Annotated in this window: 28 protein-coding genes and 1 pseudogene; 3 read left to right on the top strand and 26 right to left on the bottom strand. The window is 40.9% G+C overall.

The features are described from left to right. Positions 1–376: 376 nt before the first annotated feature. The 11 genes and pseudogenes from AC3WRW_RS00515 to AC3WRW_RS00465 form a co-directional block, all read right to left on the bottom strand. Positions 377–676 (bottom strand): annotated as a pseudogene (locus AC3WRW_RS00515) (DUF7674 family protein); the annotation flags it as partial. A gap of 284 nt (positions 677–960) precedes the next feature. Beyond that, on the bottom strand, positions 961–1,971 hold the full coding sequence (locus tag AC3WRW_RS00510; RefSeq protein WP_492543942.1) for a phosphotransferase enzyme family protein: 1,011 nt from the start codon (positions 1,969–1,971) through the stop codon (positions 961–963). Between the two features lie 791 nt (positions 1,972–2,762). Next, entirely contained in the window at positions 2,763–2,957 is a 195-nt protein-coding gene (locus AC3WRW_RS00505; RefSeq protein WP_492543940.1) for a hypothetical protein, read from the bottom strand. A 343-nt stretch (positions 2,958–3,300) separates the two neighbouring features. Continuing rightward, entirely contained in the window at positions 3,301–3,846 is a 546-nt protein-coding gene (locus tag AC3WRW_RS00500; RefSeq protein ID WP_492543938.1) for a hypothetical protein, read from the bottom strand. Positions 3,847–3,989: 143 nt separating this feature from the next. Continuing rightward, complete coding sequence (locus tag AC3WRW_RS00495; protein WP_492543936.1) at positions 3,990–4,532, bottom strand: GrpB family protein; 543 nt, start codon at positions 4,530–4,532, stop codon at positions 3,990–3,992. 146 nt (positions 4,533–4,678) lie between these two features. Continuing rightward, positions 4,679–4,975: a DUF5316 family protein gene (locus tag AC3WRW_RS00490; RefSeq protein WP_492543934.1), complete on the bottom strand. Its 297-nt coding sequence runs from the start codon at positions 4,973–4,975 to the stop codon at positions 4,679–4,681. Between the two features lie 116 nt (positions 4,976–5,091). Then, the gene (locus tag AC3WRW_RS00485) at positions 5,092–5,652 is read right to left on the bottom strand and encodes a GNAT family N-acetyltransferase (RefSeq protein WP_492543932.1); all 561 of its coding nucleotides are present in this window, start codon (positions 5,650–5,652) and stop codon (positions 5,092–5,094) included. A gap of 22 nt (positions 5,653–5,674) precedes the next feature. After that, the gene (locus AC3WRW_RS00480) at positions 5,675–6,052 is read right to left on the bottom strand and encodes a hypothetical protein (RefSeq protein ID WP_492543930.1); all 378 of its coding nucleotides are present in this window, start codon (positions 6,050–6,052) and stop codon (positions 5,675–5,677) included. Between the two features lie 133 nt (positions 6,053–6,185). Further along, the gene (locus tag AC3WRW_RS00475; RefSeq protein WP_492543928.1) at positions 6,186–6,854 is read right to left on the bottom strand and encodes a 3'-5' exonuclease; all 669 of its coding nucleotides are present in this window, start codon (positions 6,852–6,854) and stop codon (positions 6,186–6,188) included. A 314-nt stretch (positions 6,855–7,168) separates the two neighbouring features. Continuing rightward, positions 7,169–7,462 carry a YjcN family protein gene (locus AC3WRW_RS00470; protein WP_492543926.1) on the bottom strand — a complete coding sequence of 98 codons (294 nt, stop codon included), beginning with the start codon at positions 7,460–7,462 and terminating at the stop codon, positions 7,169–7,171. Between the two features lie 186 nt (positions 7,463–7,648). Next, positions 7,649–8,224, bottom strand: coding sequence for a 5' nucleotidase, NT5C type (locus AC3WRW_RS00465; RefSeq protein WP_492543924.1), 576 nt, complete (start codon positions 8,222–8,224; stop codon positions 7,649–7,651). A 179-nt stretch (positions 8,225–8,403) separates the two neighbouring features. Here AC3WRW_RS00465 and AC3WRW_RS00460 point away from each other — a divergent pair, with 179 nt between their 5' ends. The 3 genes from AC3WRW_RS00460 to AC3WRW_RS00450 all read left to right on the top strand — a co-directional run bounded on the left by AC3WRW_RS00460 (position 8,404) and on the right by AC3WRW_RS00450 (position 10,870). Further along, a complete protein-coding gene (locus tag AC3WRW_RS00460) occupies positions 8,404–8,925 on the top strand; it encodes an RNA polymerase sigma factor (protein ID WP_492543922.1) in 522 nt (173 codons plus the stop codon). Between the two features lie 7 nt (positions 8,926–8,932). Continuing rightward, positions 8,933–10,315: a DUF4179 domain-containing protein gene (locus AC3WRW_RS00455; RefSeq protein WP_492543920.1), complete on the top strand. Its 1,383-nt coding sequence runs from the start codon at positions 8,933–8,935 to the stop codon at positions 10,313–10,315. A gap of 96 nt (positions 10,316–10,411) precedes the next feature. Beyond that, positions 10,412–10,870, top strand: a complete 459-nt coding sequence (locus tag AC3WRW_RS00450) for a RidA family protein (protein WP_492543918.1) — start codon at positions 10,412–10,414, stop codon at positions 10,868–10,870. Positions 10,871–10,944: 74 nt separating this feature from the next. Here the strand turns inward: AC3WRW_RS00450 and AC3WRW_RS00445 are convergent, their stop codons facing one another. The 15 genes from AC3WRW_RS00445 to AC3WRW_RS00375 form a co-directional block, all read right to left on the bottom strand. Further along, on the bottom strand, positions 10,945–11,484 hold the full coding sequence (locus AC3WRW_RS00445) for a GNAT family N-acetyltransferase (protein WP_492543916.1): 540 nt from the start codon (positions 11,482–11,484) through the stop codon (positions 10,945–10,947). A 58-nt stretch (positions 11,485–11,542) separates the two neighbouring features. Then, positions 11,543–12,052, bottom strand: coding sequence for an AAA family ATPase (locus AC3WRW_RS00440; protein WP_492543915.1), 510 nt, complete (start codon positions 12,050–12,052; stop codon positions 11,543–11,545). A gap of 135 nt (positions 12,053–12,187) precedes the next feature. Beyond that, positions 12,188–12,769 (bottom strand): dienelactone hydrolase family protein, encoded by a 582-nt coding sequence (locus tag AC3WRW_RS00435; protein WP_492543913.1) that lies wholly within the window; start codon positions 12,767–12,769, stop codon positions 12,188–12,190. 62 nt (positions 12,770–12,831) lie between these two features. Further along, positions 12,832–13,410, bottom strand: coding sequence for a hypothetical protein (locus tag AC3WRW_RS00430; RefSeq protein ID WP_492543911.1), 579 nt, complete (start codon positions 13,408–13,410; stop codon positions 12,832–12,834). Between the two features lie 412 nt (positions 13,411–13,822). Beyond that, the gene (locus AC3WRW_RS00425; RefSeq protein WP_492543909.1) at positions 13,823–14,110 is read right to left on the bottom strand and encodes a type II toxin-antitoxin system Phd/YefM family antitoxin; all 288 of its coding nucleotides are present in this window, start codon (positions 14,108–14,110) and stop codon (positions 13,823–13,825) included. Between the two features lie 4 nt (positions 14,111–14,114). Further along, entirely contained in the window at positions 14,115–15,017 is a 903-nt protein-coding gene (locus AC3WRW_RS00420; protein ID WP_492543907.1) for an ATP-grasp domain-containing protein, read from the bottom strand. A gap of 18 nt (positions 15,018–15,035) precedes the next feature. Continuing rightward, positions 15,036–15,692, bottom strand: a complete 657-nt coding sequence (locus AC3WRW_RS00415; protein WP_492543905.1) for an HAD family hydrolase — start codon at positions 15,690–15,692, stop codon at positions 15,036–15,038. Positions 15,693–15,897: 205 nt separating this feature from the next. Continuing rightward, positions 15,898–17,016: a hypothetical protein gene (locus AC3WRW_RS00410; RefSeq protein ID WP_492543903.1), complete on the bottom strand. Its 1,119-nt coding sequence runs from the start codon at positions 17,014–17,016 to the stop codon at positions 15,898–15,900. A gap of 13 nt (positions 17,017–17,029) precedes the next feature. Beyond that, positions 17,030–18,142 (bottom strand): SPFH domain-containing protein, encoded by a 1,113-nt coding sequence (locus AC3WRW_RS00405; protein ID WP_492543901.1) that lies wholly within the window; start codon positions 18,140–18,142, stop codon positions 17,030–17,032. Positions 18,143–18,334: 192 nt separating this feature from the next. Next, on the bottom strand, positions 18,335–18,604 hold the full coding sequence (locus tag AC3WRW_RS00400; protein ID WP_492543899.1) for a hypothetical protein: 270 nt from the start codon (positions 18,602–18,604) through the stop codon (positions 18,335–18,337). Between the two features lie 207 nt (positions 18,605–18,811). Next, positions 18,812–19,594 (bottom strand): ABC transporter ATP-binding protein, encoded by a 783-nt coding sequence (locus AC3WRW_RS00395; protein ID WP_492543897.1) that lies wholly within the window; start codon positions 19,592–19,594, stop codon positions 18,812–18,814. Next, a complete protein-coding gene (locus AC3WRW_RS00390; protein ID WP_492543895.1) occupies positions 19,591–20,607 on the bottom strand; it encodes a FecCD family ABC transporter permease in 1,017 nt (338 codons plus the stop codon). Before AC3WRW_RS00390 ends, AC3WRW_RS00395 begins: the two co-directional genes overlap by 4 nt. A 95-nt stretch (positions 20,608–20,702) precedes the next feature. After that, on the bottom strand, positions 20,703–21,719 hold the full coding sequence (locus AC3WRW_RS00385; protein WP_492543893.1) for an ABC transporter substrate-binding protein: 1,017 nt from the start codon (positions 21,717–21,719) through the stop codon (positions 20,703–20,705). A 479-nt stretch (positions 21,720–22,198) separates the two neighbouring features. Further along, on the bottom strand, positions 22,199–22,501 hold the full coding sequence (locus tag AC3WRW_RS00380; protein WP_492543891.1) for an MBL fold metallo-hydrolase: 303 nt from the start codon (positions 22,499–22,501) through the stop codon (positions 22,199–22,201). A 273-nt stretch (positions 22,502–22,774) separates the two neighbouring features. After that, the gene (locus tag AC3WRW_RS00375) at positions 22,775–23,869 is read right to left on the bottom strand and encodes a GNAT family N-acetyltransferase (protein ID WP_492543889.1); all 1,095 of its coding nucleotides are present in this window, start codon (positions 23,867–23,869) and stop codon (positions 22,775–22,777) included. Positions 23,870–23,877 lie beyond the last annotated feature (8 nt).

The raw sequence follows: 23,877 nt of genomic DNA, 5'->3' as shown, positions 1-23,877 counted from the left end.
GTAATCTCAGAAATATCCAGTCTCCAAGTTCTCTTACCAGCATCTTGAGCTGTAGGGCATAGGCTTTCAATGTACTCGGACAAAACCCCTGGATACGTTTATCAGCTTCATACAGTCGCCATAACTCACTTAAAATCATAAATAAAACCTCCCATAAGAGCTATTAAATCTAGTTTGCTTCTTATGGAAGGTTTTAGACTGACTGACTCTATTAAATTAGCGTTATCTGTTAGCTTAATTGATGAGCGCTATGATTTCTTAATCGATGAGTATTACCATTCGCAAAGTTGGGTTAGAAACTCTATATCTATGTTCACCTATTTATCACCTTTTGATATTGCATATATGTTCTAGTTGATGGACTAGCCCTTTCGAATTAGCATTCAAAGTTAGTATTATTTATTCTGTTATATTCTTCAACTAATACCTGATAACAACCTTCATCTTTGCGTAACATCCATTCAAATAATGTCATAACAGCTACAAATATCTCTGGTTTAATCTTATAAGGAATTGCCTTCCGAGTAATTTCATTCTGAACTAAATGTTCATAAAAACCTACACAAATTGCATTATTTATATAATGACTTCTGCGATATTGGTTATAACACCACTCAGCATAATTATAAATCTTGTCTTGCTCTCTTAAATCATTATTAATATGGGCTTTTATAAGTCTATCATTTAGAAATTCTCATTAAATTGAAACCTAAGATCATAAAATAATTCTAGTCCAATTCTTCTCCAGGTACTCATTTGTAATGCTCCTATCGTTCTGTGTTGGTTGAGACAGCGTTTACCCTATTTAAGTAGGTTGTAAATATACTCTACTTTATCATCATTATATGATAGTAAGGTTAAATAACCTTTTGGGATGCGGCACATTAATTATCAACGGCCTAGAGATCCTTTTGCATCGTTAACATTCTCCCTGATATCACAAACTTTTTCATATTTACATCATAGATTTGTGAAATCCAAGTCAATATACGGAATATCATTTTTTATATTATTAATATAAAAAGTTAATGCTTCCTTGTTCCAATCACTCCAATTATCAAAGTTACCCATATCAGAACTACGGTGTATAAGACCAATAACGATAGCTTGTCTTAAATTAATAAATAACGGAATGGCATCTAGTGAACTACGGCTTAATGTATTTTCTTTGGAGTATCCTTGGAAAAAGTTTGAAAAAAACCGTTTTGTTATTGCCTTTCGTTTATTCTCATCTGTAATAATAAATGGAATTGGAGTTTCATGAAATATCGATGTTGCAATTTCAGATGCAAACCAACTGTACTCACATTGATCAAAGTCAATGATGTTCGGGTGATCTTCGTGATTCAGGTAATTCCCCGGACTAATGTCTCCATGAATAAGTCCAAACGAATCTTTGTCTCTTGGCAATGATTGAATTTGACTTATTATTAACTCGAATTTGTGTTGAAGCGTCTCATTAAGTACATAATCTTGAAATTTTGTAACAGCTGCATTGTCAGTCCAATCGTATCTTTTTAGATTAGGAGAGAACTGTTTTGATAGCTTATGCATTTTACCAGTAAACCTGCCAATTCGTTCATAAAAGATATCACTTTCGACGCAAATTTCAGCCCTTCTGCCGGGTGCGAATTCAAAAGCAGTTGCAATAAAACAGTTATCAGCTTGTTCAATAACTTCAACATATTCACCTTGATTAGAAAGTAAGGCTTTAGATACAGTCATTCCGGAATCGGCTAGATAAGAAATAAACTCGATCTCAGCAAGCGTCATCTCCTTACTTCTATGTGAACTATGAGCAATCCTTAATATTACATTTATTAATTCACGTTTCCCTAAAAATACAAAATTTTGAAAACCGTCAAGTTCTATAGTATCTGCAAATTTAATTCCAAACCGAGCAGCTGCCTCTACAAAAATTTCTTTTGTAAACTTATCTTTAATAGAACTTTCGATATGAATCTCCTCCAAATAAAGTTTTATTTCATTTTTTTTAATACCCCTTTCAAAAATAATAACAATTTAATAAAGAATTGGTTGATACAAAATGATTATTGTTAAATTATCCCTTTGATAAGCCCAAGAAAGCTCTTTTCTTTCATACCTTATAAATAGACAGCCTATGTAAAAGTCAGTTAATGAATCTGGGAATGGTTCGAAAGGTTCTGAAAAGACGAAGAAAGCTCAATAACCCAGTATGGAGGTTTATCCGTTTTCTCAATGATCTCATCACAAAACAAAAAGTAGTGCTTATACTAAATAAGCGTTGATTCCAGCATTCCCGAGCAGTTTGCTTATTAAGTTCTAACCACACAGGTGGATCCTCCTATGTTTTCTCATCTTTAGAAACTAACTAATTGGCAGCCAGTTGTTAGTCAAACAAATGCCCTACTTTGTCCTTTCTGTAATTTCATTTAGCTTATCAATAATTATTTTATCATTCTTTAATTTGAGCTTTAAGCTTCTGTCAATACTTACTAAGCCAGTTACAACCATAAACATGAAAATAATTAAAAGAATGTCAATGATAAGAACAACCTCCTCTAATTAGCTATGATCTGCCCGTTCAATAAAAAGGAGCAGCTGCCGGCCCCGCGACAAACTGCTCCAATACCTTTAACAAACGTTCACTGTCCATTATCTAAATTCCCCTTTAGCGCAACGAATTAAGACGAGCTGAACCTTCATTTCTGAAATGCCCCTGGGGGACTAGGGATCTAGTGACCGAGGCGTAAATAATGAAGATACCGACCAATTCGAATTCACTTTCGAAAGTTCTTATCTTCTGTACTTATTAATTTAATATTTGGTTTTGTTTCAAGTCTTAATGTCACATTAGGATCATTTTCATCCAATAATATTAATAAGCCTTCTGTGAGGTTATCTTTATAAATCTCGATCCCTCTAATCGACTCATATACTATTTTTATTAATGTTCCTTGTCTCTCGTTACTCATTCTTATTTTTATCCGATTGCATGCTGGTTCCATGCTTAAATCTAAAAAGATTCCGTTCCTTATTAGTTTGAAGAGCAGATAATTGTAATACCACGGAATTTCGTTATCTAAAATGATTGGTTCTGATTCAAATAAAGTAATTACTTATAATCTTCAGGAAATGGATTCAAAATCTCACACCCCCATTTGTTCTTGCAAATTCACCATAATTGACATATTCTTTAAATGATTCAACTATCCTCCCTTTACTTCAATAAAATAGGGACCGTCCAGACTGCACGACCGCTGTTAATCCCTATTTAAGTAACGTTCCCAGTTAGCGTAATAAGTTTTGTATTCGACATCACTCAAAATGAAATACGTTTTCGCCATCTTTATTAAAACCAGTCAATATGAAACCAGGATGAATTTCACTGTTTTTATCTTGCAAAGCAAACCATAGCTTATTCCCATCGAATAGTTCCACTATTTCTGTGTCTTTATCAATGTATTTGTCAGAGCCCATATGCTCGATATGAAGTCTGGTAATCTGCACTTCTTTTATTATGCCGTAGTAAAGTTGGTAGTGCTTATCTTCATCTTTTTCATTGTAATCTAGATTAACCCAACTCCAGGTAACCTCTTTTGGAGCAGGGAATGACACAGTGCCGCCGCCAAAGCCCCATTTATACCTGTCACCAATCTTATCTACAATTCCAGCATCTATGCCTCCGTTCGGATTTCCATAAAATACTATGATGGCATTCTTTACTTCATGTTGATGATAAATTTGTTTATACTGTATTCCTCCATGTTGTATTGCTTCCTCAATTGATTTGTATCCGTTACTTGTGCAACCTGAAAGTAGAAGGAATATTACCAACAATAGAATCTTGTTCACCTTCCTCATAAGCGTCCCTCCTTCAGTGGTTTGTCTTTTCACTCCCATAAATTAGGACGCTAAATTCAGGCGAATGTTGCATTAAGCTGCCCGGTAGCTTAACGGGGCTGCGCGGTCGATCCCGCGGCAGCCTCGTGTTGCAGTTGATTGAGCTATCGTATTCCGTAATCAATCGAGTTTATTTTTTCACTCAATCTGGCATTTTGAATCACATCAATGATGAATGGATGTTTGGCATTGTTATAAGCAACCCTATCATTACGATATTTTTCAGCAAGTTCTTTCTTCAATTGATTGTATTGCTTTAGTACATCTGGATGGGTTCTTAAATAATCCCTGAATAAAATATTGTTTTTCCACTCTTCACTTCCATAATTGTATATATGCAAATGATGCGTTCCTGCTCTCCATTGACCTTTTCTAAAGAATCTTCTATTAGGAAATTCTTTATGATAGACATGTTCATAACCTATCTTCGATAAAGGTTCGATAAATTTTTCAACTTCTTTTAAATCATTTATTCCGACCATGAAGTCAATAATCGGTTTAGCCCCTAGTCCCGGAACAGATGTGCTACCTATATGTTCAATAGCAATTGCTATATCACCCAATATCTCCTTTATTCCCCTTTCCTCCTGCTGGTATTTGAAAGACCATTCTTCGTTGTATTCTTCAATCACCACTGGCTTTTCCATTTATCCCTCCTGCGCATCATATATCCATATATTAACACTCTATTGAAGAAAGCTGCCCGTTAACTGATAAGGCTGCCGTTCTCTGCTGTCGGCAGCTTATCCTTATGTCTATTTAGCCATAGTACTCTGTTAGCTCAATCGAATTTTCACTTGATATATTTAAGATATCCCCAAAGAAGTAAAATCGGGATAGCTGCAAGAAAACATGCTATAGAGATACTGTCCCTTTGTTTTTTATCATTGGTGGTTTCTGTAGTATCATTAGCTCGTTGGCGGTCACCTGATATCAGTGAGCCACTTGTAATAATAGTAGAGATTATTAGAATTAAACCTATGCAGCCCGATATTCGTTGACTAAAACCACTGTTTAGAAATAATGACAAAATAAAAATAATTAAAGTAGCTGTGAGTCCACTTATAAGCGATAATTTAGCTAATTTCAAGTTTAAACGCCTCCCCTAAGCTTTCCTTATATTACCACATATTGGAACTCAAATGCTCGTTACTTGAACGAAAACAGGGAGCATTTTCCGCGACAGACTGCTCCCTGTTTATTTAGCTAACGTTCACCGTCCCTTAGCTTCTTAATTAAACTCACTCGAATTTCATCATCCCAAATTGGGCCTCGGTAAACTTCTTCTCGATACCCAATTTTATTATTGAGTTCGATGACATGGTCATTTTTTTCTTCTGTATGAGTATAAATTAAATCAACTTTATGATACTGGGCTTCCTCCTCTAACTTGAGTTTTAGCTTTGTCGCTAATCCTAGTCTTCGATAGTTCGGATGAACCCATAATTGAAATATCTCAATAAATCGCCCATCAACTTGAAATAAGTTTCTGTCTAACTGGCTGTAAATTGTTTTCCACGGATACACGGAATCCCTATTTGCTATGGAATACATTATCATTGCAACTGGTTTGTTAGAATCTGAATCCTCGATGATAAACGCACCTTTATCTGAGTCAGTAAGATACCCTTCTATTTTCTGACTATGTTCCTCTTTACTTTGTTCTGTCATATCAATTACATCAGAAAGCGTATACCCATCATTTTTCAAATCAATTAAAACTAAAAACTTGTGATCAGTTATTATAGATTTTCGTATGATTAGCATCCTTCCACCTCCGCTATCGTTCTCAGTTAGCGTAACGAGGAACAATTCCAACTTGGTATTCATCTTCATAAATAATTATGCCAGGGAGCTCTTTGGAAATGGACTTAATTATTTCGACTTTATATTTCTTAGCAATATTAATGAAGGGCTCCAAGTGGACTATCATCTCTGGGGTCTTATTACCATCCTTAAACCATGTTACTGCATTCACTGAATTGTTATCATCGTAGAAGGGTGGATTGGGCAAATTTTGCTCGAACCATTCTTTGGTGTCTAGGTAAAGCTTGCTATCACTTCCCGAAAGCTTATCATCACGAAATAAGTGATAAATAACAACAAAGATGCCATAAGGTTGTTTAGTCTTAGGACTAGAATAATTACCATGAAATCTAATATACAAAAATCTCTCCTCCTTAAATTATGTAGTTCGTAAACAACAAAAAAAAGAACAGAGGCTAGCCTTGGCATTCTGTCCCCACATGTTTAACTATCGTGTCCCGTTAGTGGATTATATCACCATCTACACTTAGATGTTATTCATCCGCATTGTACATCGCAGGAATAATAAATCGTTTCACCGTTAGACCTTCTTTGACATTGAAGTCGCGAATATTTCTCTGTTTGTATTCAATTAATATTTGATCAAGTATCCTGCTTATTAACACGCAATCTCCTATTGCATCATGACGTTTAATATCATTTGTTTCGATTTGGTAATGCCCAACAAGATAATCAGTACTAAATACATCAAAAAGTTCAGGATGTATATTGGCAAATAATACCTTGGTATCGATTACAGGAGTCTCGAAAAGTTTTAAATTACTCATATGGCAATGTTTTTGAAGCATTGGAAGATCATATTCATACCCGGCTTGCGTGACCAATACTGCGGTTCCGCAAAATTGTAAAAATTTTCTGTAAACATCAGCAAATGCTGGGGCATTCGTTAAACTTTCGTTCGAAATCCCCGTTAATTGCTCAACACTTTCAGGAATTAACTTTGCCGATTTTACCAAGGAACTAAACTTTCGTAATATTTTTCCGTTTTGATAAATAATAGCGCCAAATTGAGTGATGTACTCCTTATCAACAATAATTCCCGTACCTTCTAAATCAAATATGCAAAAAGGCCGTTCATGTATATGATCAACTACGACATCTTTGACCAGGTACTCAGTTTCCGATAAAAAATTAATTTTCACTTAATTCACGTCCTTATAAATTGACAATCGCCTGCTGTGAATTCCTGCCCGTCCTAAATATCCGAATTCCAAGAGTCCATCCCCTACACACGTCGGTGAGCTGCGCCACGGCCGAGCATAGCATGCGGATCAGTAGGTACGTTGCAGATGCCGATGACAGTTACTTCTCGACCTGCCAGCGATTAAATTTAAGTATTAAAAGCAGACTTCATATGTAAAATTATCACCAAATCTAATATACCACATATTGGAAGTATACTACCCGTTACTTCAATGAAAACAGAGAGCAGCTGCCGCGCTGCAATGCTTGCTGTTCAAGGAGCATTACCACCAGTCACAATTCGCCATCCAAAAATCGTAAATTTTAGGTAAAAAATATGTGGAAAATTATTATGAAAATTTCCCCCCTTCTCTTTAACGTAATACCTTTGACCGTAAGAAGGGTTAAAATAATCATCTTTAACAATATCGTAATTAAAATTAGTGCTATTTAAATGGCTCCTAATTGCCTTTTCTGGTGATGAGTGATTGTAAAAATATGTACTCGTAAGAACAATGATAATAGTAATCCCAAGTATTGTGAACAAAACCTTAGATTTCACTAACATCCCACCTTATTAAATAATTTCAGGGAATGGAATCCTCTTTCAGTCAGCAGCCTCAGTACTTTGTTGAGCTATAATTTCCTCTCTAGGGAGGCAATACATCACCCCCTATATGCCAACAAAACCTCCCATTAGTCCTATTAAATCTAGGTTTTCTTCTAATGAGAGGTTTTAATCTGCTGTATTAAACTAGTGTTCTTCGAGCGAGCGTAATGACACTTCTAGGGCGCTGATATGTCTGCTTACCTCTAACCAATTAGACGCACGATAGACCATATCGATGTTCACAGACGTATTATACGGCTGTTCAAACAAAATAACTGGAATATTCTTATCGGCAAATTCTTTGGCATAATGGGGAGCATCATCTACTAAAACACTAACCTCAGAGTTTATACACTCCTGGAGCTTATTCTCTGTGAAAGCTATACGGTTATACCTAACCCCATGATATTTAAGCCAATCAATAGTAACATCTCGAAAAAGCAAAGGACGAGCAGTAATAATGGATATTTGATGACAAAGAGATAATTCCTGTAATACTTCTACTGCATGAAGGAAAGGGGATGAGTTCCAATGAATATCATGACCATGTTGGTGATAAACTTTTTCACGTTCTGCATGATCCCACCCATATAACCGGTAAAAGTAAAAATCATTAACATCTTTAGGGCTATACGATAAACCAGAAGCCTTATTGTAAAAATGCAAATAAGACGAAGTGGCATCTAGAACTGTATTATCTAAATCTACCCCAATATGCATTGCTTTTACCTCCAACTTTCGAACATTCTAATCATTGTTCAATTACGATTTTTAAATATTCGTTATCGAGTTTTGATTCCCTCCTATATCTTATGTCGTTCTTTTTATTTCGGCGGATCGAACCTTTTTTATCTTTTTGGGATATATACAGTAGTAGAATTCTGAGGGGGTGATATGAAGTGAACATTTCTCGGGAAGAGGCCGAAAAGATATTTGAGGAACAATCCGCTTACGTGTACAGATTAGCTTTATTCCTAACCAAATCCAGAACCTTGTCAGAAGATATTATGCAAGATACCTTTATTCAAGTTTTCCAGGTGTATCACCAATATGATTCTACAAGACCTATACAACCTTGGATTTACAAAATTACACTAAATACGGTTAGAAAGGCACTACGCAAACGACATTGGACAACCCTGTGGAACAGGCAACATAAGAATGAATCCTTGGAAGAGATGATCGTAAAAGATGAGGTAAACGAACAATTGTGGGACGAGGTTTCTTCCTTATCTTTTAAAAGTAGAGAAGTTATTTATCTCCATTATTATCTTGATTTGAAATTCACAGAGATAGCAGAAATCCTAAATATACCGATTGGTACTTGTAAATCCAGGCTAAATACTGCTTTAAAGTCGTTGAGAAAGAAATTTCCGGAATGTGAGTACACAATGAAACCATCTAGCAGATTTGGAGGTTAATTGTCATATGGATGAGCTTAATACTACTATTAAAAGAACTCTGAATAAAAAACTAGATCATGAGGTTCCAACTACATCTTTTAACCGAATATGGGAGCAAACATTTACAAAACAGCCGATGTTGATTCGAAAAACAGTTCAAAGTAAGCTTAAATATGGTTTTTTGATTACGGCTGTTGGTTTCGTATTGTTTGTAGTTTTACTTATTTCGACCCCAATGATACCGATTATGGCTCAATCTTCTATTTTCAAATCTGCCTTTCAAATGATTGGTTTTTTCAGTGAAAAACATCCTGATCTAGGAGGTGTGACATCTGAAGTTCAGCAATCGGTTAAGGACGGTGATGTCAAGATTACAATCTCTGAGGTTCACTACGACGGCTATGATCTAACCGCCAGCTATATAATGGAAACAGACCAAAGCGTCAAAAACGATATGAGCCCATACGATATTGAATTCATTATAAATGATCGAAGAATTTCAGCAATCGCAGTATATGGGAAGCTGATTAATGATCATCAATATGCTGGAGTTATTCAAACCTATGCCGACGATCGATTATTGAAAGGACTGTCGGAACAGTTTGAATTGAACATAACGATCGGCAAAGTTGGTTATACGCTAGCGAACGGAGACATCGTCAACAAAGAAGGAAACTGGTTTTTTTCATTTAACAGTCCTATAGGGATGCTCAAAGAAGGAATTCATACGCTGGAGCTAATGAAAACTGCTCGCCAGAAGCATGTGCAATTCACATTACAGAGAATAAATTTTTCAGATTCGTTCATTGATTTTATCGGTGAAACAAGTGTTGATATGGAGGGAAATGAACCTTCGGAGAACTATATCGACATGGAAGTCACTGATGAGAACGGACGCTCCCTAGAGCTAATCAATAGTGGTACGAAATACGCCAGAAAGGAAGATCAAACAACCATATACAAATGGAAAATATCCTCAAGCGTCACGGGCAAACTACCCAACTCATTGACGATTCGTCCCTATTCGCTTCCTTTCGATCCTCCAAGAAAAACAACGGTAATCCCGGTAGATCATACCCCGACACAAGAAAGTCCATTCGTTGTCCAGCGCGGGAATCTGGGCAGCTTGGAGTTGACTGGCATTTCATTTTTATCTGATAAAACCCTTGTTTATTATCGAACACTGGGTGAACAGCGATCTGATCACGATAATGCTGCATTTCGATTACTTGCGGAAAATAGGGGAGAATTGGAAATGGTTGGTGAACGCACCATCGAGTCTGGCAATGACATGTTTGTTAGGGAGTTTCCACCCTTAGAACCGAAACAAAAGCTCAGCATAATTGCACAAGATCTGGTACCGAGAACTTATTTAAAGGATCTTGAAATGTCAATTCCTCTCCCGTAGCAATTCGCTCGTTTTATGATGTTGACGTTTTCTAAAGCAGCATGTATAATTCTACCAATTTTCTATTATTGTATTACACGATTGGGGGAGATGAAAATGTCTGAGCAATCTATCGCTAGTAGACTAGACACATTAGGAATCGTATTACCTGAGGCAAGCGCGCCACAGGCGAAGTACGCAAACTTCGTAAAAGTTAACGGACTGTTATTTGTATCTGGCAAAGGACCAACTGGCAACCCAAAAGGTAAACTAGGTAAGGATTTTACAACAGAAGAAGGCTATGAGTTCGCTCGCCAAACAGGGATTGAGATTCTTGCTGTACTGAAATCAGCATTAGGTTCTTTGGAAAAAGTCAAAAGAGTGGTTAAACTTCAAGGTTTTGTAAATGCAGAGCCCACTTTTGAGGAGCATCACAAGGTGTTGAATGGTTGTTCTGATTTAATGTTGGATGTTTTCGCCGAAAAGGGTATTCATGCTCGTTCTGTGTTTGGTGCTGTATCAGTAAGAGACAATCTTCCGATTATCGTTGATTCCATCTTTGAGGTTGAGGAATAGATAGAGATCTGCCCGGTAAATGAAAAGGCCGCCGTTCTTGCTGGCGGCCCGGTGCCATATTACTACCGCTCCCGTTAGCGGAATTGTTGTTGCTGTTTATGAAATAGAACATGTTTGCTTAAAGGACTATCTTTCTCAATTCTCGGATGATGGAAAATTTTAACAAAATTCATCCCAATTTTTATCATGACGTTTTTTGAAGGAGCATTAACATGAGCTGTAAAGCTATAAACATCATTAAAACCCAAGTTGTTAAATCCATATTGTAAACAGGCTGTTGCCCCCTCAGTTGCATACCCTACTCCCCATGCCTCTTTTTTCAGTCGCCAGCCAATTTCGATACATGGCGTGAAGTCAGACTCAAATGCTGCTCTGTGAAATCCTATAAACCCTATAAAGTCTCTAGTTTCCTTTACTTCGACAGCATATAACCCAAAACCGCATTCCTTAAATTCCTCTATAATGGATTGATAAAATCTATTTGTTTCTTCAGTCGATAAGGTTTTAGGAAAATACCTCATGACATGTTCATCTTCATTTAATTTCCTAAGTGGCTCTAAGTCTGATTCTTCCCAGTCACGAAATTGCAATCGCGATGTTTCAAAATATATCATTTCACACCCCGTTTGAAGTTGTTTTTGGATGAAGCGGATTATTCCATTTGTGCTCTACTCATGCAAAGTATCGGTCAATCATACTGCTATCCTTCAAAATCAAAGACTTTATGTTATCCTGATGGAGCATTTTCAAAATCATCGGTTTACTATGTTTTTCAAATCCGGCATTCCATGCGAACATCCTCATAAAAATATTAAATGTTAGTTTATAGTTCGCTTTTTCAATCCCTAGTTTTTGCAAGAGAAATCTTCTAGTAATCCTAATTAATCTTAACGCGTACGGTGTGTCCAAGAATATGATTAAATCTGCATTCTGGAAGCTTTTGAAAACCCAATCATGGCTATGAGCTCCTTCTATAATCCAACGGTCCGTACGGATTATATTGTCTAAGTACTCATCCCTTTCTTCGTCAGATCTTCTAATATCTTCAGATTCATGCCTTATCCAAACTACGTTATCTAATTCATAGTAAGGAACGCTGTACATACGAGATAAATGTCTAGCAAGTGTGGTTTTCCCGCTCCCAACTGAGCCTATAATATGTATTTTGTTCGGGATATTCATATTCAGATGGATCACCGCTTTTTGTAAAGATGTTATTCCTTATTTTTTTAAAATAGCACGTATTCACTGGTCTGTCCGAAATTTGAAAAAAGCACCCGATCATCTGCTCGGCTGCCTTCATAATTATTGTTACGCTCAATCATCCAAATGCCGGAGGAATTCAAGCACACGCTGCAACAGCAACGCCGTCGCGTCAGCGTCATACGACGACAAACTGCTGTCTGCGAAGAAATGTTGATCGCCTGGGTACAAAAAAAGATCAGCATGTTTGGCCGACGCCACGAGCTCGCGTGCCGCCTCAATGTCGCCCTCGTCAACGAAATAGGGATCTGCGTCCATGCCGTGAATCTGCACGGGCAGATCCGCTGGCCAGGGAGATCCGAACATCGAGGTCGGAACGCAGGAGTAAAAGAACAACGCGCCACGAGCGCCTTTAAGGGTCTGGGCGAGCTTCTGGGCCGCCACTACACCGAGCGAAAACCCCGCATAGACAATCTCATGCGGAAGTTCACTAGCCGCACGTGTACCTCGCTCCACTATCTCTTCGAACCCAATCTCCTTGACATAGGCCATGCCCTCCTCGATCGTGCTAAACAAGTGACCGTCAAAAAGGTCAGGAACGTGTACAGTGTGCCCCTCCCTTCTAAGCTCGTCGGCGAAGGTGTAAATCCCCTTTGTCAGTCCGAGTGCATGGTGAAATAAAAGAACCTCGGCCATTTCTCTTCTCCTCCCCTGAGCAACATTATGGAAATTTGCGCCTCTTACTCATCATAGATTTTCTATCCCTGTTTGCCCTCAACAGCAATCAGCAGCACCGCGGCGGCGAGGCCCAAGCGGCGATCAAATTTGTCGTTGTGGTCTGCGGAGAAATCAAGGTTTAGCTTTTGGACGAACGGGTTGAAATTCTGTCTGTACTCTGCGACCTTGGTTCCATTCATCTCCGCATTGTAATGCTGAGGAATCAAATTTGTCAGAAATCTTCGCAAAAGAGCAAGCAGCACATTATCTTCCTTGATCAAACCGATCTCCGATTCACTGGGGTCCAAAATCGCCCATTCATCCTTGAAGATCGACTTCACCCCTTTGCGTCGCAAACATCCTATTTTGCTCCCGGTTTCAACATCAACTACTTCGAAGATTGCGGAAAAATCAATGATGCTTCGCGCTTGAATGCTGATCAAACAATCTTGCATTGTTTCATCTCCGTATATTCGGATATCTTCCTTCAACTTGAAGGCTTTCATTTTCGAGAACAGAATTGCCTTTTCATTCATGTCGAAAATATCGATTTTAGCTCCAACCAGCGAAAGGATCTGTTTTCTAACCACGAACTTATGATGATTGAATTTCGGATTCAATTCTTCGCCCCCTGCACGCTAGATTCAACTGAGTCTTTATTTAGTAAATTTCGACAAGATTAGGGAAGATTCCTTTTTATATCATGAATACGGTATTTGAACGGCGGCGATGCTTTCACCTTCCAGCGCATACTCGGTCACGCGACGCTAGACATGGTATCCTACTACGTAGAATTGTTTAGCTCGGATATTCGGGATCAGCATAAGAAATGCACCCGGTGGAACATATCAAGTTGCCTTTGTAAACAAATAAGGGGAGGCAATGTGCCTCCCTTGATTTATGATTTGAAGTTGTTTTAATGCCCGTTGTCGCGGCCTTTGAGTTCTCACATATCATCTATGGATTGATACACCCTGCAACAGAAAGGAAATTGCCGAAGCATGAATATGGATTCATCCATATCATCGCGGCTTAAACATTTTTCCCATTGGCCTTATCGACAAGCCTTGCCCTTAATTCAAAAAACACTTCTTCATGCGAATATCGCTTATCCGTAGACTTGGCTTCAAGTTCAGCTTCTTTAAGCTTGAAGTAAATTTCACTTTCAAATTGCTTTCGCTCATACGCTTCAATACTCATCACAACCATATCTCCATAACCATTCTTGATCAAAAATACGGGCTCTGATGTTTCGTGTACAACTCTTGAAATTCCAGCAAAATTATTACGCAAATCCGAAACTGGTCTAATATGTGGCATGCTATCACCCCGTACGCTCTTTAATGGATTTATAAAATCCGAGAATATCTGAATCAATTGGCAAGCCAGATACTTGCCCATCCCCAATTTCAATAACTATCCAATCTCCAGCCTTTGTCTTTCCGATGTCCATCGTAAAAAAATTACTTCCGATACTCTGAGCAAGACGATTGAAGATCGTTAAGTCAGGTTTCTCATCATCGTAATGAATATCTTCCCAATAATCGAATTGAAAAAGAAATTGTCTTTGAAAATAAAACAACCTATATTCCTTTGAGAGTGGTATCTGACTCTTCGTATGCATAGATATTCTTTCAAGATTCACGAACTCTCTAAATACTATCCCTTCATTAATGTCTTCACCTTGTCGATCAATGAAATTCTTGATTACAATGGTTGCCTGGCTTCTATCCGAAGCATCAGGTATGAAAAATGATTCGTTCCATTCATGTTTCCTGGATTTCACATAGTCCTTTATAATAATCGGCTTATTTCCAAACTCAGACAGATTCCTATAAATTTGATCGAAATCATGCTTCAAGTTTTCAATATGAATCCAATTGCTATAAGGGGTAAAGTCTTTGATCTTATCATAGGAATTGGGAAGCCAGTGACCATTCTTATATGCATCAGGATTGTTGATGAGAATTATATTCTTCTTTTGTAATCCCATGTATAAGTTTTCATAGTCCTTGGGTTTCATCATCCAGCCTCTATATAGAGCTGATTCTTGAGATTCAACTACATGAATCTTACTTAGGGACTTGTCAATATTGCCTTCCAATAACTCTTCAAGACTAATCAACATGACAGAAAACCCAAGAGATTTAGCTATGGAGTATTCCTTCTCATATTCAAAGTCGACTGCTTTTTTATTCAACGGATCCGAACAAAAAATAAGAAGCATGTAGATTCGACTCCCTTATTAGCGTAATGAACCTTCACATTTTAAAAGTGAAATAAAATCAGCTGTGTTTGAGAAAATCTCATCAGGTTTTATGTCAAATACTGTGCTTTGATATGTAGATAACCACTGAACCGCATAAGTCCGAACCCCCGCAGATTTCCCGGCAATAATATCAGCATTGCTATCACCTAGAAACACTACTTCCTCTGCTTTTGCCCCAAAGAATTTTATAGCTTTATATACACCTTCTGGATCGGGCTTAGCCCTTTCAACATCATCACCAGTTACAACGTAATCAAAATATTTCGATATATTTAATGCTTCCGATGAGATATTAAATGCTTTTCTACTCTTTCCTGTAATAACTGCTACTTGTTTATTATTCTCTTTAAGCAAACTTAATAGGTCTAGAATTGAATTAATCTCGTTAATTTCAGAGTGTCCTTGGCCATATAAATCATAATATTCTTTTATTGCATCTTGAACTAACTCTTTATTTTGAAAGTTCATCGCAATAATGTCATCTTCTGTAGGGCCGAACATGGATACAAGCCTATCATTGGTAACATCTTGCCCATCGTACTTTTTGAAAACTGCTTTAAACGCGGCAAAAGATGAAGGTAACGTATCTGCTAGAGTACCATCAAAGTCAAATAAGATTAGTTCAGTGGTCATGAAAAAAACTCCTTCTCCGGAAATATTTTCTCACCATTAAATTCCATATATTTGCTTAATTATCCTGCCGTTCAGAGAGACATTTGAAGCACATAAAGACGTGACTGGATTGATCGTTTACAGCGATCATGGAATCAGCACACGTCTAATGTTTATTATATATACCACCAATGGTCGGAGCCCAAATCAGCAGATCACGCGCATTCTACTGCTGTTGGCCGATCAAGTAGAAGATAAATACGACAATCACGATACAGAACAGAGTAAAAAAAGTAATCTTCCAAGGGCTTCTCGGCACGCGGCCAGTGACGCTCCCTGTCTCGCCGTTCACCATGTAGCGGTACGTTTTGTTTTTGTACATATAGGTCGCATTCCACACTGGCAATAATATGTGCTTGTAGGTACGGTCGAAGTATCTGGTGCGGATGTCCAGGTTTCGGATTTCGTCTCCGCCGATCGCACTCCGGATCTCGCTTTCCAGTTGGTCGTCCACATGGGATTTCGCCTGGTTCCAGCCCTCCCGAAGGGAGACGGTATAGCGCTCCGCAATAAACCCGCTCAAATACTCAGGCTTATAATGGGCAAGCTGGTCGAGTTTAAAGTCATTCAGCTTGTGCAGCAGTGCGCTGTCATATTGTCCAGAAGCCGGGATGAGCACGTCGTCATAAAATTGTCCGTATGTGCCCTTGGTCCAGTGCCATACAGTGTAACGAACCGTTTCCGTATACGTTTCAGTCCTGCCGTTGACGACGCGGGTGCGCGTCTCCTGCCGGTAGTGGTAGACGCCAACCTCCGCAGTATACGACGAATCCGTATCGGTATCGAACGTCCAGAACGGCACGTAGATGCCGTTCAGATTGGAATTGACGGACCGTTTCTTGAATTCGTTCGGGATGAACCACCTCTTTTTGCGCCAGGCATTGAAAGCTTTGGTGGCTTGGTCCCGGGAAATATGGAATGGAATGACGGATTCCGGACGAATGCTTCCCGGATTGCCTTGCGGCAGCACTTTGGGCGATCCGCAGAACCCGCACACGGCTGCGGTTTGGTTCGCAGGCAGCAGCATTTCGCCTCCGCAGTTGCCGCATTTGATCAACTGCTGTTCCGTACCCCAATCCTTCAAAGAAGCGTCATCTTCGTCGGAGAAATCGAGTTCGTGTTCCTCCGGCTCCTCCTCATCGCCATCTCCGATAGGCTTCTCGCTGCCGCAATAGCGGCATTTCAGCGTTTGGCTGGCCGTATCGAACTGCATCTGGCCACCGCACCCCGGACAAGGGAAGGTAACCGTCTGATCTTGCGGCGGTATTGGCTCATTGGCTCCCATCTTAAATCATCCTTTACAATTTGGTGCCGCAGCTGGAGCAAAACTTCGCTCCCGGAGTCAGCGCGCTGCCGCATTCATGGCAGAAACGGTGCTCAGGGCGGGCGGTTCCGCACTCAGAACAGAACTTGTCGTTCGCCTTTAGCGAATGGTTACATTTACCGCATAGCTCGGTATTGCCGTCTTGATCCGGAACGTCCTGTGTCTGGGCCTGGTTCGGATTGTGAGCCTTGGCGTCTCCGCCAGGATTAGCCGAGATGGGCTGCTGCCCGGATCCGGTCATCATCTGGTTGATCATTTGCCCCATTGCCATGCCAGCGCCAAGTCCCGCCCCAGCTCCGGCCAATCCGCCACCGGGGTTGTTGGCCGCTTCGCGGATCGATTCGGCGGTTTGATACTTCATGTATTGATCAAGGTTCCCGGCGATGTTCATCGACGATCTGCGGTCGACCATCTTCTCGACCTCTTCGGGCAGGGAAATATTCTCTATCACGAAGCCGGTCAGTGCAAGCCCGATCGCCGCAAAATTCGGCTGCAGCTTGGCGCCAACCTGCGAACTAAGCTCATCGTAATGCATGGCCAGATCGATGATCGGGATGCCCGATTCGGCCAGCAGGTCGCTCACGCCCGAGACGATCATCGTTTTGAAGAAACCGGATATTTGTCCTGGATTGAAATCCTCGTGCGAACCGAAAATTTCCCTCATAAACACAGCGGGATCCTTCACCTTGAACGAATAATTCCCGAAGCCGCGCGCGCGCACCATTCCGAATTCCTTGTCGCGCATAATGACCGGGTTCGTCGTACCCCATTTCTGATCGGTGATGTTGGTCGTATTGACGAAATACACATCCGCTTTGAACGGGGAGTTGAAGGCGTATTTCCACGATTTGAGCGCCGTCAGCACCGGCATATTCTGCGTGCTCAGCTCGTATTTGCCCGGACCGAACACATCGGCGATTTGTCCTTCGTTTACGAAGATCGCGGCCTGCCCTTCGCGTACCGTCAGCTGCGCCCCCATCTTAATCGCGTGGTCGTATGCCGGAAAATGGTACACGATCGAATCCGTATCTTCAATCCATTCGATAACTTCGATAAACTGGCCCTTAATAAATGAAAACAGTCCCATCGTTCATCCTCCAATCGGATACTCTTTTTTTCATGGCGTTATCGCTTTTCAATACTTTTCATTATACGGTAAAAAGCCAGAGTAGGGTATAGACCGTCTTCGTTACAGCTCCCACTCTTCAAATCAAATAAAAAACCACCTGGATTGGTGGCTATTGCTTAATATTCTATCGTGCATAAGATAATATCTTCACTAAATTTTAGAGAGTATAACCGAAGAAATCATTCCAGCAACTGGAATCCAAAACCTGTATGATTTTAGAAGCCCAACTACCCACTTATGTTGCGCGGTTACCATTTTTGTGTGGTCGTGATTTCTTTGTAAATCGGTTAAAGCGCCTGTTGAATTCCAAATATTGATATAATTCGACCTGCCTTCACTTCCAAAAGGAAAAACGATAAGTAATATCACCAAAAGACCTAGCGAGCCCATAAAAACATAATCTGATATTTGTTGCAGCATGTTTAGTGCTCCTCTCATAGCTTTACTTACGATAAGTATAAATTAATAATGAAATTAATTCCATATTTAGGACTGAGATTTCTTTTAACGCCAAAAAAGCCCCTAAAAGAGGCTTTTCGTCATTCTGATATTGAATTCCATGAAATGTGCGGTTTCCTCCGCTATATCAAACGGTGCTTTCCAGGCCTGCATCTCCACTCTCATCACTTACTTAATTAATTTCATCAAGCTGATATAGGGTCTTCCGCTTTGTTGCTCGATTTGAATGTCAGCTTCCACCTGAAAGACCTCTTTGAGCATTTTAGAATGGATGACTTCAAGAGGATGTCCTCTATCATAAAGCTTCCCTTCTGAGAACACCACCAATTGATCGGATACCATCGCTGCTTGATTAAGATCGTGAAGAACCATAATAATTGTCATTCCGTGCTCCGCATTCAACAGCTTGACCAGCTCAATAATCTCCAGCTGGTGGTGAATATCCAGAAAGGTTGTCGGTTCGTCCAGCAGAAGGACATTAGGCTGCTGAACAAGCGCCATTGCGATCCATGTGCGTTGCCGTTCTCCTCCAGAAAGACTGTTCACATTTCGAGTCGCAAGCGGCCTCAAATTCGTCAAATCAAGGGCCCACTCGATGATTTTCTGGTCCTCATTGTTCAGACGCTGCAGCGGCTTTTTATGAGGGAATCTTCCGTAAGCAACAAGATTCTGTACCGAAATTTCCGGTGTTTGTTCGTGTGATTGCATCAAAAAGGCAATTTCCCTTGCCAATTCCTTGCGTGTCCATTGATTGATCTCTTTGTTATATAGTGTTGTGCTTCCCTGATTCATGTTCAACTGTCTTGCAATGACTTTCAAAAATGTGCTTTTCCCACATCCATTAGGTCCCAAAATACTATGAATCTTCCCTTGTTCAAACGGAATGCTGATCGAAGAAACGACCGTCTTATCTCCATATTTTATCTCTACATTTTTGGCTTCAATAATCATAGACTGCTCTTCTTTCTAAGCAAATATAAGAAAAACGGGGCTCCGATTGCTCCCATGACGATGCCAACTGGGAGCTCGATTGGAGCAAAGGCGACACGCGCCAGCGTGTCGGAAGCCGTTATAACCGTGATGCCAAGCAAGGCTGAGCAAGGCAACAAAATCCGATAATCATTCCCCACTAATAATCGCGCAGCATGAGGCACAATTAAGCCGACAAAGCCTAATAATCCAACGACGCTTACAGCGCTTGCGGCCAGCAATGCGCTAATCGCGACAAACCATAGCCGATAAGCTTCCGTATTTAATCCAAGTGACCTAGCTTCGGCATCTCCCAGTAACAAAATGTTCATACGCTGAGAGCCGATGATTGCCAATATGACCCCGATGATGGAGTAGGGTAGAAGCATTCTAAAATCTGCCCAGTCTTTAGCCGACAATGTGCCTACCATAAAACCGAGAACGCCCGGCACGCGGTTGCTGTAGAAGGTGAACAGGCCCGATACGGCCGAATTCAAAAATGCAGAGACAGCAACCCCCGCCAATACAATCCGTATGGGTGTGACTCCTTTATTCCATGCCAATAGATATACAAACAGGGCCGTAACCAATGCTCCGACAAAAGCGGCCGGAACAAGTAAATGGACGTATGCGGGAAAAGCAAGCAGAAGGCCCATTCCAAACAATCCCGCCCCGGAGGATACGCCTATAATCTGCGGATCCGCCATCGGATTTCTCATTACACCTTGCAGCAGCGCACCGGAGAGAGCTAGATTCATACCGACCAACGCAGCAACGAAGGTTCTGGGAAGTCTTATATTCCAAATAATCGTGTAACTGTGCGCCCCCTTATTTCCTAGGATAATGGAAATAATGTTGGGTAGACTTACATCCACTGCTCCGAAGGCTAAGCTGACAACGATGCTGATCACCGCTAGCACAAGAAACAGACTAATGACGAACATTTTCCACGAAATACGTTCCTTGACCGCCAATCTTTCTTTACGCTGTTTCATAGATTACGGGATACGCCATACCGGCTCCTCCCTCTTGCCCCTTTCAAGATAAAGGGCGCCTCATAAAAGCGCCCCCTTGTTATTAGCTTAAGATTTTATGCCCCATAAACATTGGGATAAACAAACTTAGCGATTTTTTCGAACAGCTTATCGATGTCTAAATCAGGCGCAGCTTCGATTTTCGACGGAAGAATTAATACCTTGTTCTCCTTCACCGCTCGAAGAGAGTTATAGGCAGGGTTGCTCTGCATAGTTTGTTCCAATATTTTTCGGTTAATATCTTCATCACCATGAAAGTTTATTAACAAGTATTCTGGATCGATGTCAATCAATTTCTCCAGACTGAATGGAACGTAATCCGGTATCACTTCCCCCGTCATCCCGACAGCTGCATTTTTCAGATTAAGTCTATTTGCAATATCAGACGTCATGCTGCCGCCTTTTGTAATGTATGTCCCCATAGACTCCATAAGTGTAACTTGTGCATAGGTCGGTGATTGTTTCGGCAGCTTGCTAACGATAGCCTGAACCCTGTTGTCCAATTCATCTAGCGTTGCCCCAGCTTCCTCTCCTTTGCCAATCAGTTGTCCGAACAAACGGCCTGCTTTTTGAAGCTCCTCATAATTAGTAATTTTCAGGAGAGCAAACGGAATGTTACTGGATGCGAAAGGCTCTCTTAACGCGGGATTAGCGAACCATTGTCCAATGACAATATCAGGCTTTAAACTTTGAATTAACTCCAGGCTTGCACTATCGACCTGCCCTACATTCTTAGCCGTCTTAGCCGCTTCTGGAACAGGGGTTCCAGGGGAAGTTGCATATCCGACAACGCTTCCACCAAGCTGGTAGAACAAATTGAGCGCCTCAGAGGCTAGGAACACGATTCGTTCTGGTTTTTTAGCCGATACGACTTTCTGTCCCTCAGCATCCGTGAACGTCAGATACGGTTGCGCATCGGAAGATGGCGTTGTGGCTTGGCCTGTCTCCTTAGTCATATTCTCCATGGAGCTATGGTCTATCTTGGAACCGCAGCCTGCCAGTGTCCATGCCACAAAAACACTTAAAATCGTTAATGCGAATCTGTTCAACCTTGCATATTTCTTCATACTCATTACGCACCTCCATAAATTTCGGGATACACGAGATCTTGTGGATTTAGTCCTAATTTCTGAATCCATGATCCATTTCTGCAAGCAGCGATTTGGTTTCTTCTGATTTACCAATAATAATGAATGAGTTCCTTCTCCACATGACCAGATAGAGCTATAGTTGTTACGATCATGTGAAAATTACCTTTTTTTTCATGTCCATCCAAGACAAGGATTTGGGGACATCGAGTGTCCATCAAAATTAATGGTTAACTAGAAAACAACCATCGACGACCTCAGGAAGGTCATTGATGGTTGTTGGCGATAACTTGTTTTTCTGTACGAAATGATCATATATTTAACGTTCCAGAAGAGAATTCATGATATTAACAATCTTTTGTTTACTTACAGGCTCAGCATGTCCTACTACACAAGTATCAAAATCAAATCCCTCAATCGCTGTAATTAGAGAACGCAATTTGTCTTTATCTAAGTAGCAATTATTATTCCCACTTAGCTATTTCTGCTAATTTATCATTCGTTTTTTGGTGTGCTATTGTTACCCCTTCCACTGCATGCATCCCAAAAGTATGATCCCAGTGCCAATGCGTAATCGCAATTATTTCCGGCTTTCTGAAGCCTTCGTTACGTACAGCTTCATTAAACAATTCAACATGATTTTTAGAATTGCCTGAGTCCACCATTAAAGAATACTTTTGCCCATGTATATATCCAAGAACCGGCCTATCGGACTCTTTACTAAACATAGTATAAAAAACACGATCTGTTATCCGTCTCAATTCCATCAAATAAATCCTCCTTCACGTTTTGCCCCCGCACAATTAAGAGGTAGTACAAAGGTAATAACCTTTTGCCCCCGTCCGTCCGTAGATTTGGTATCCCAACCTTTCAATTGGGTGGGGCAGGGCAATTTAAGCTATCACATTCCTATTCTCTGGACAAAGTAACGTTCCCTCAACCTCAATTTTTCGCCGTTACCTGTGGTAGGGTTCACCGCTCATAATCTCAAAAGCTCAACGAGATACGATCTAACCCCACGTGTTTTACCCTCATTAGCGTTATTTCACATCTGCATTTCCTGCGATACGCCGTTCGTACAAGTGCGCACTCCAGCCTTGACCTTCATAGCGTCCACAAAACGCAAAACCTTGACGGGCATAATACCCATTAAGCGCCGCATTATCAGCCATACAATCCAGACGCAGCCAAGCTTTGCCTTGGTCTTTGACATAGCCATCAGCCCAATTGAGCAGCCGCGTGCCGATTCCCATGCCTAGACAATCCCGGGAAACAGCCAGCCGATGTACATAGCCGGCATTTTCGTGGAACTGATCTCCCCAGATCTCTTCATACTCCCACTGAACGGAAAAACAGCCGACGGGCACACCATGCATATCCGCCACAAATACCTCATGCCGGTCGATCACATCGGACACGTACGCATGCGTAAACCGCTCCTCGCGCCACTGGACAAAGCCCTGCGTCCGCTGAATCCACTGTGCCGCACCGGCCAAAAGTCCACGTACCGCTTCCGCATCCTCCAGTCCCGCTCTTCGAATGTCCAGCTTGTTATGCCAGCGGTACTCCAACCGCGAAGCCGTTTCCATCGCCAACGATTCGCCGCACAACCTTGCAACGGCATGCAGCGCCGCATCGAACCCTGTAGTGACACCGCCTGACAGGATAATTTTGCCGTTATCGACATACCGAGCATTCTCCACAATTGTTGCACCTGGTGAAACCATGCCTCGTAAAAGGTCGTACGCCATCCGATTCGTTGTCACCCGAAGCCCCTCCAGCACCCCGGCTTTCGCCAGCAGCAGGGCTCCGGTACATACCGAAAGCACAATCTCGGCGTTGCCCGCCGACTCGCGAACCCAAGCGATCAAGTGCGAGTTGGTTATTTCTGTCCGAGACCCCAAACCTCCGGGGACGATGAGGATGTCTATCGTTGGACAAGTATCGAAGCTGTATTGGGGAGTAATCGTGATGCCGCTAACGGTTGTCAAAGGGGTGTTCTTTTCGGCTACCGTAAAGACCTGAAAATTCCCACCCAAGTATCCAGCCACCCCAAACACATCATGAGGACCGGCAAAATCCAACATATCTACCTTATCGTACAACACAACGCCAACCTGCTTTACCCATTCCATCGACATCA

It is taken from the genome of Paenibacillus sp. FW126-R14 (genome assembly GCF_058789495.1).
This window is presented reverse-complemented; position numbering and strand designations above follow the sequence as displayed.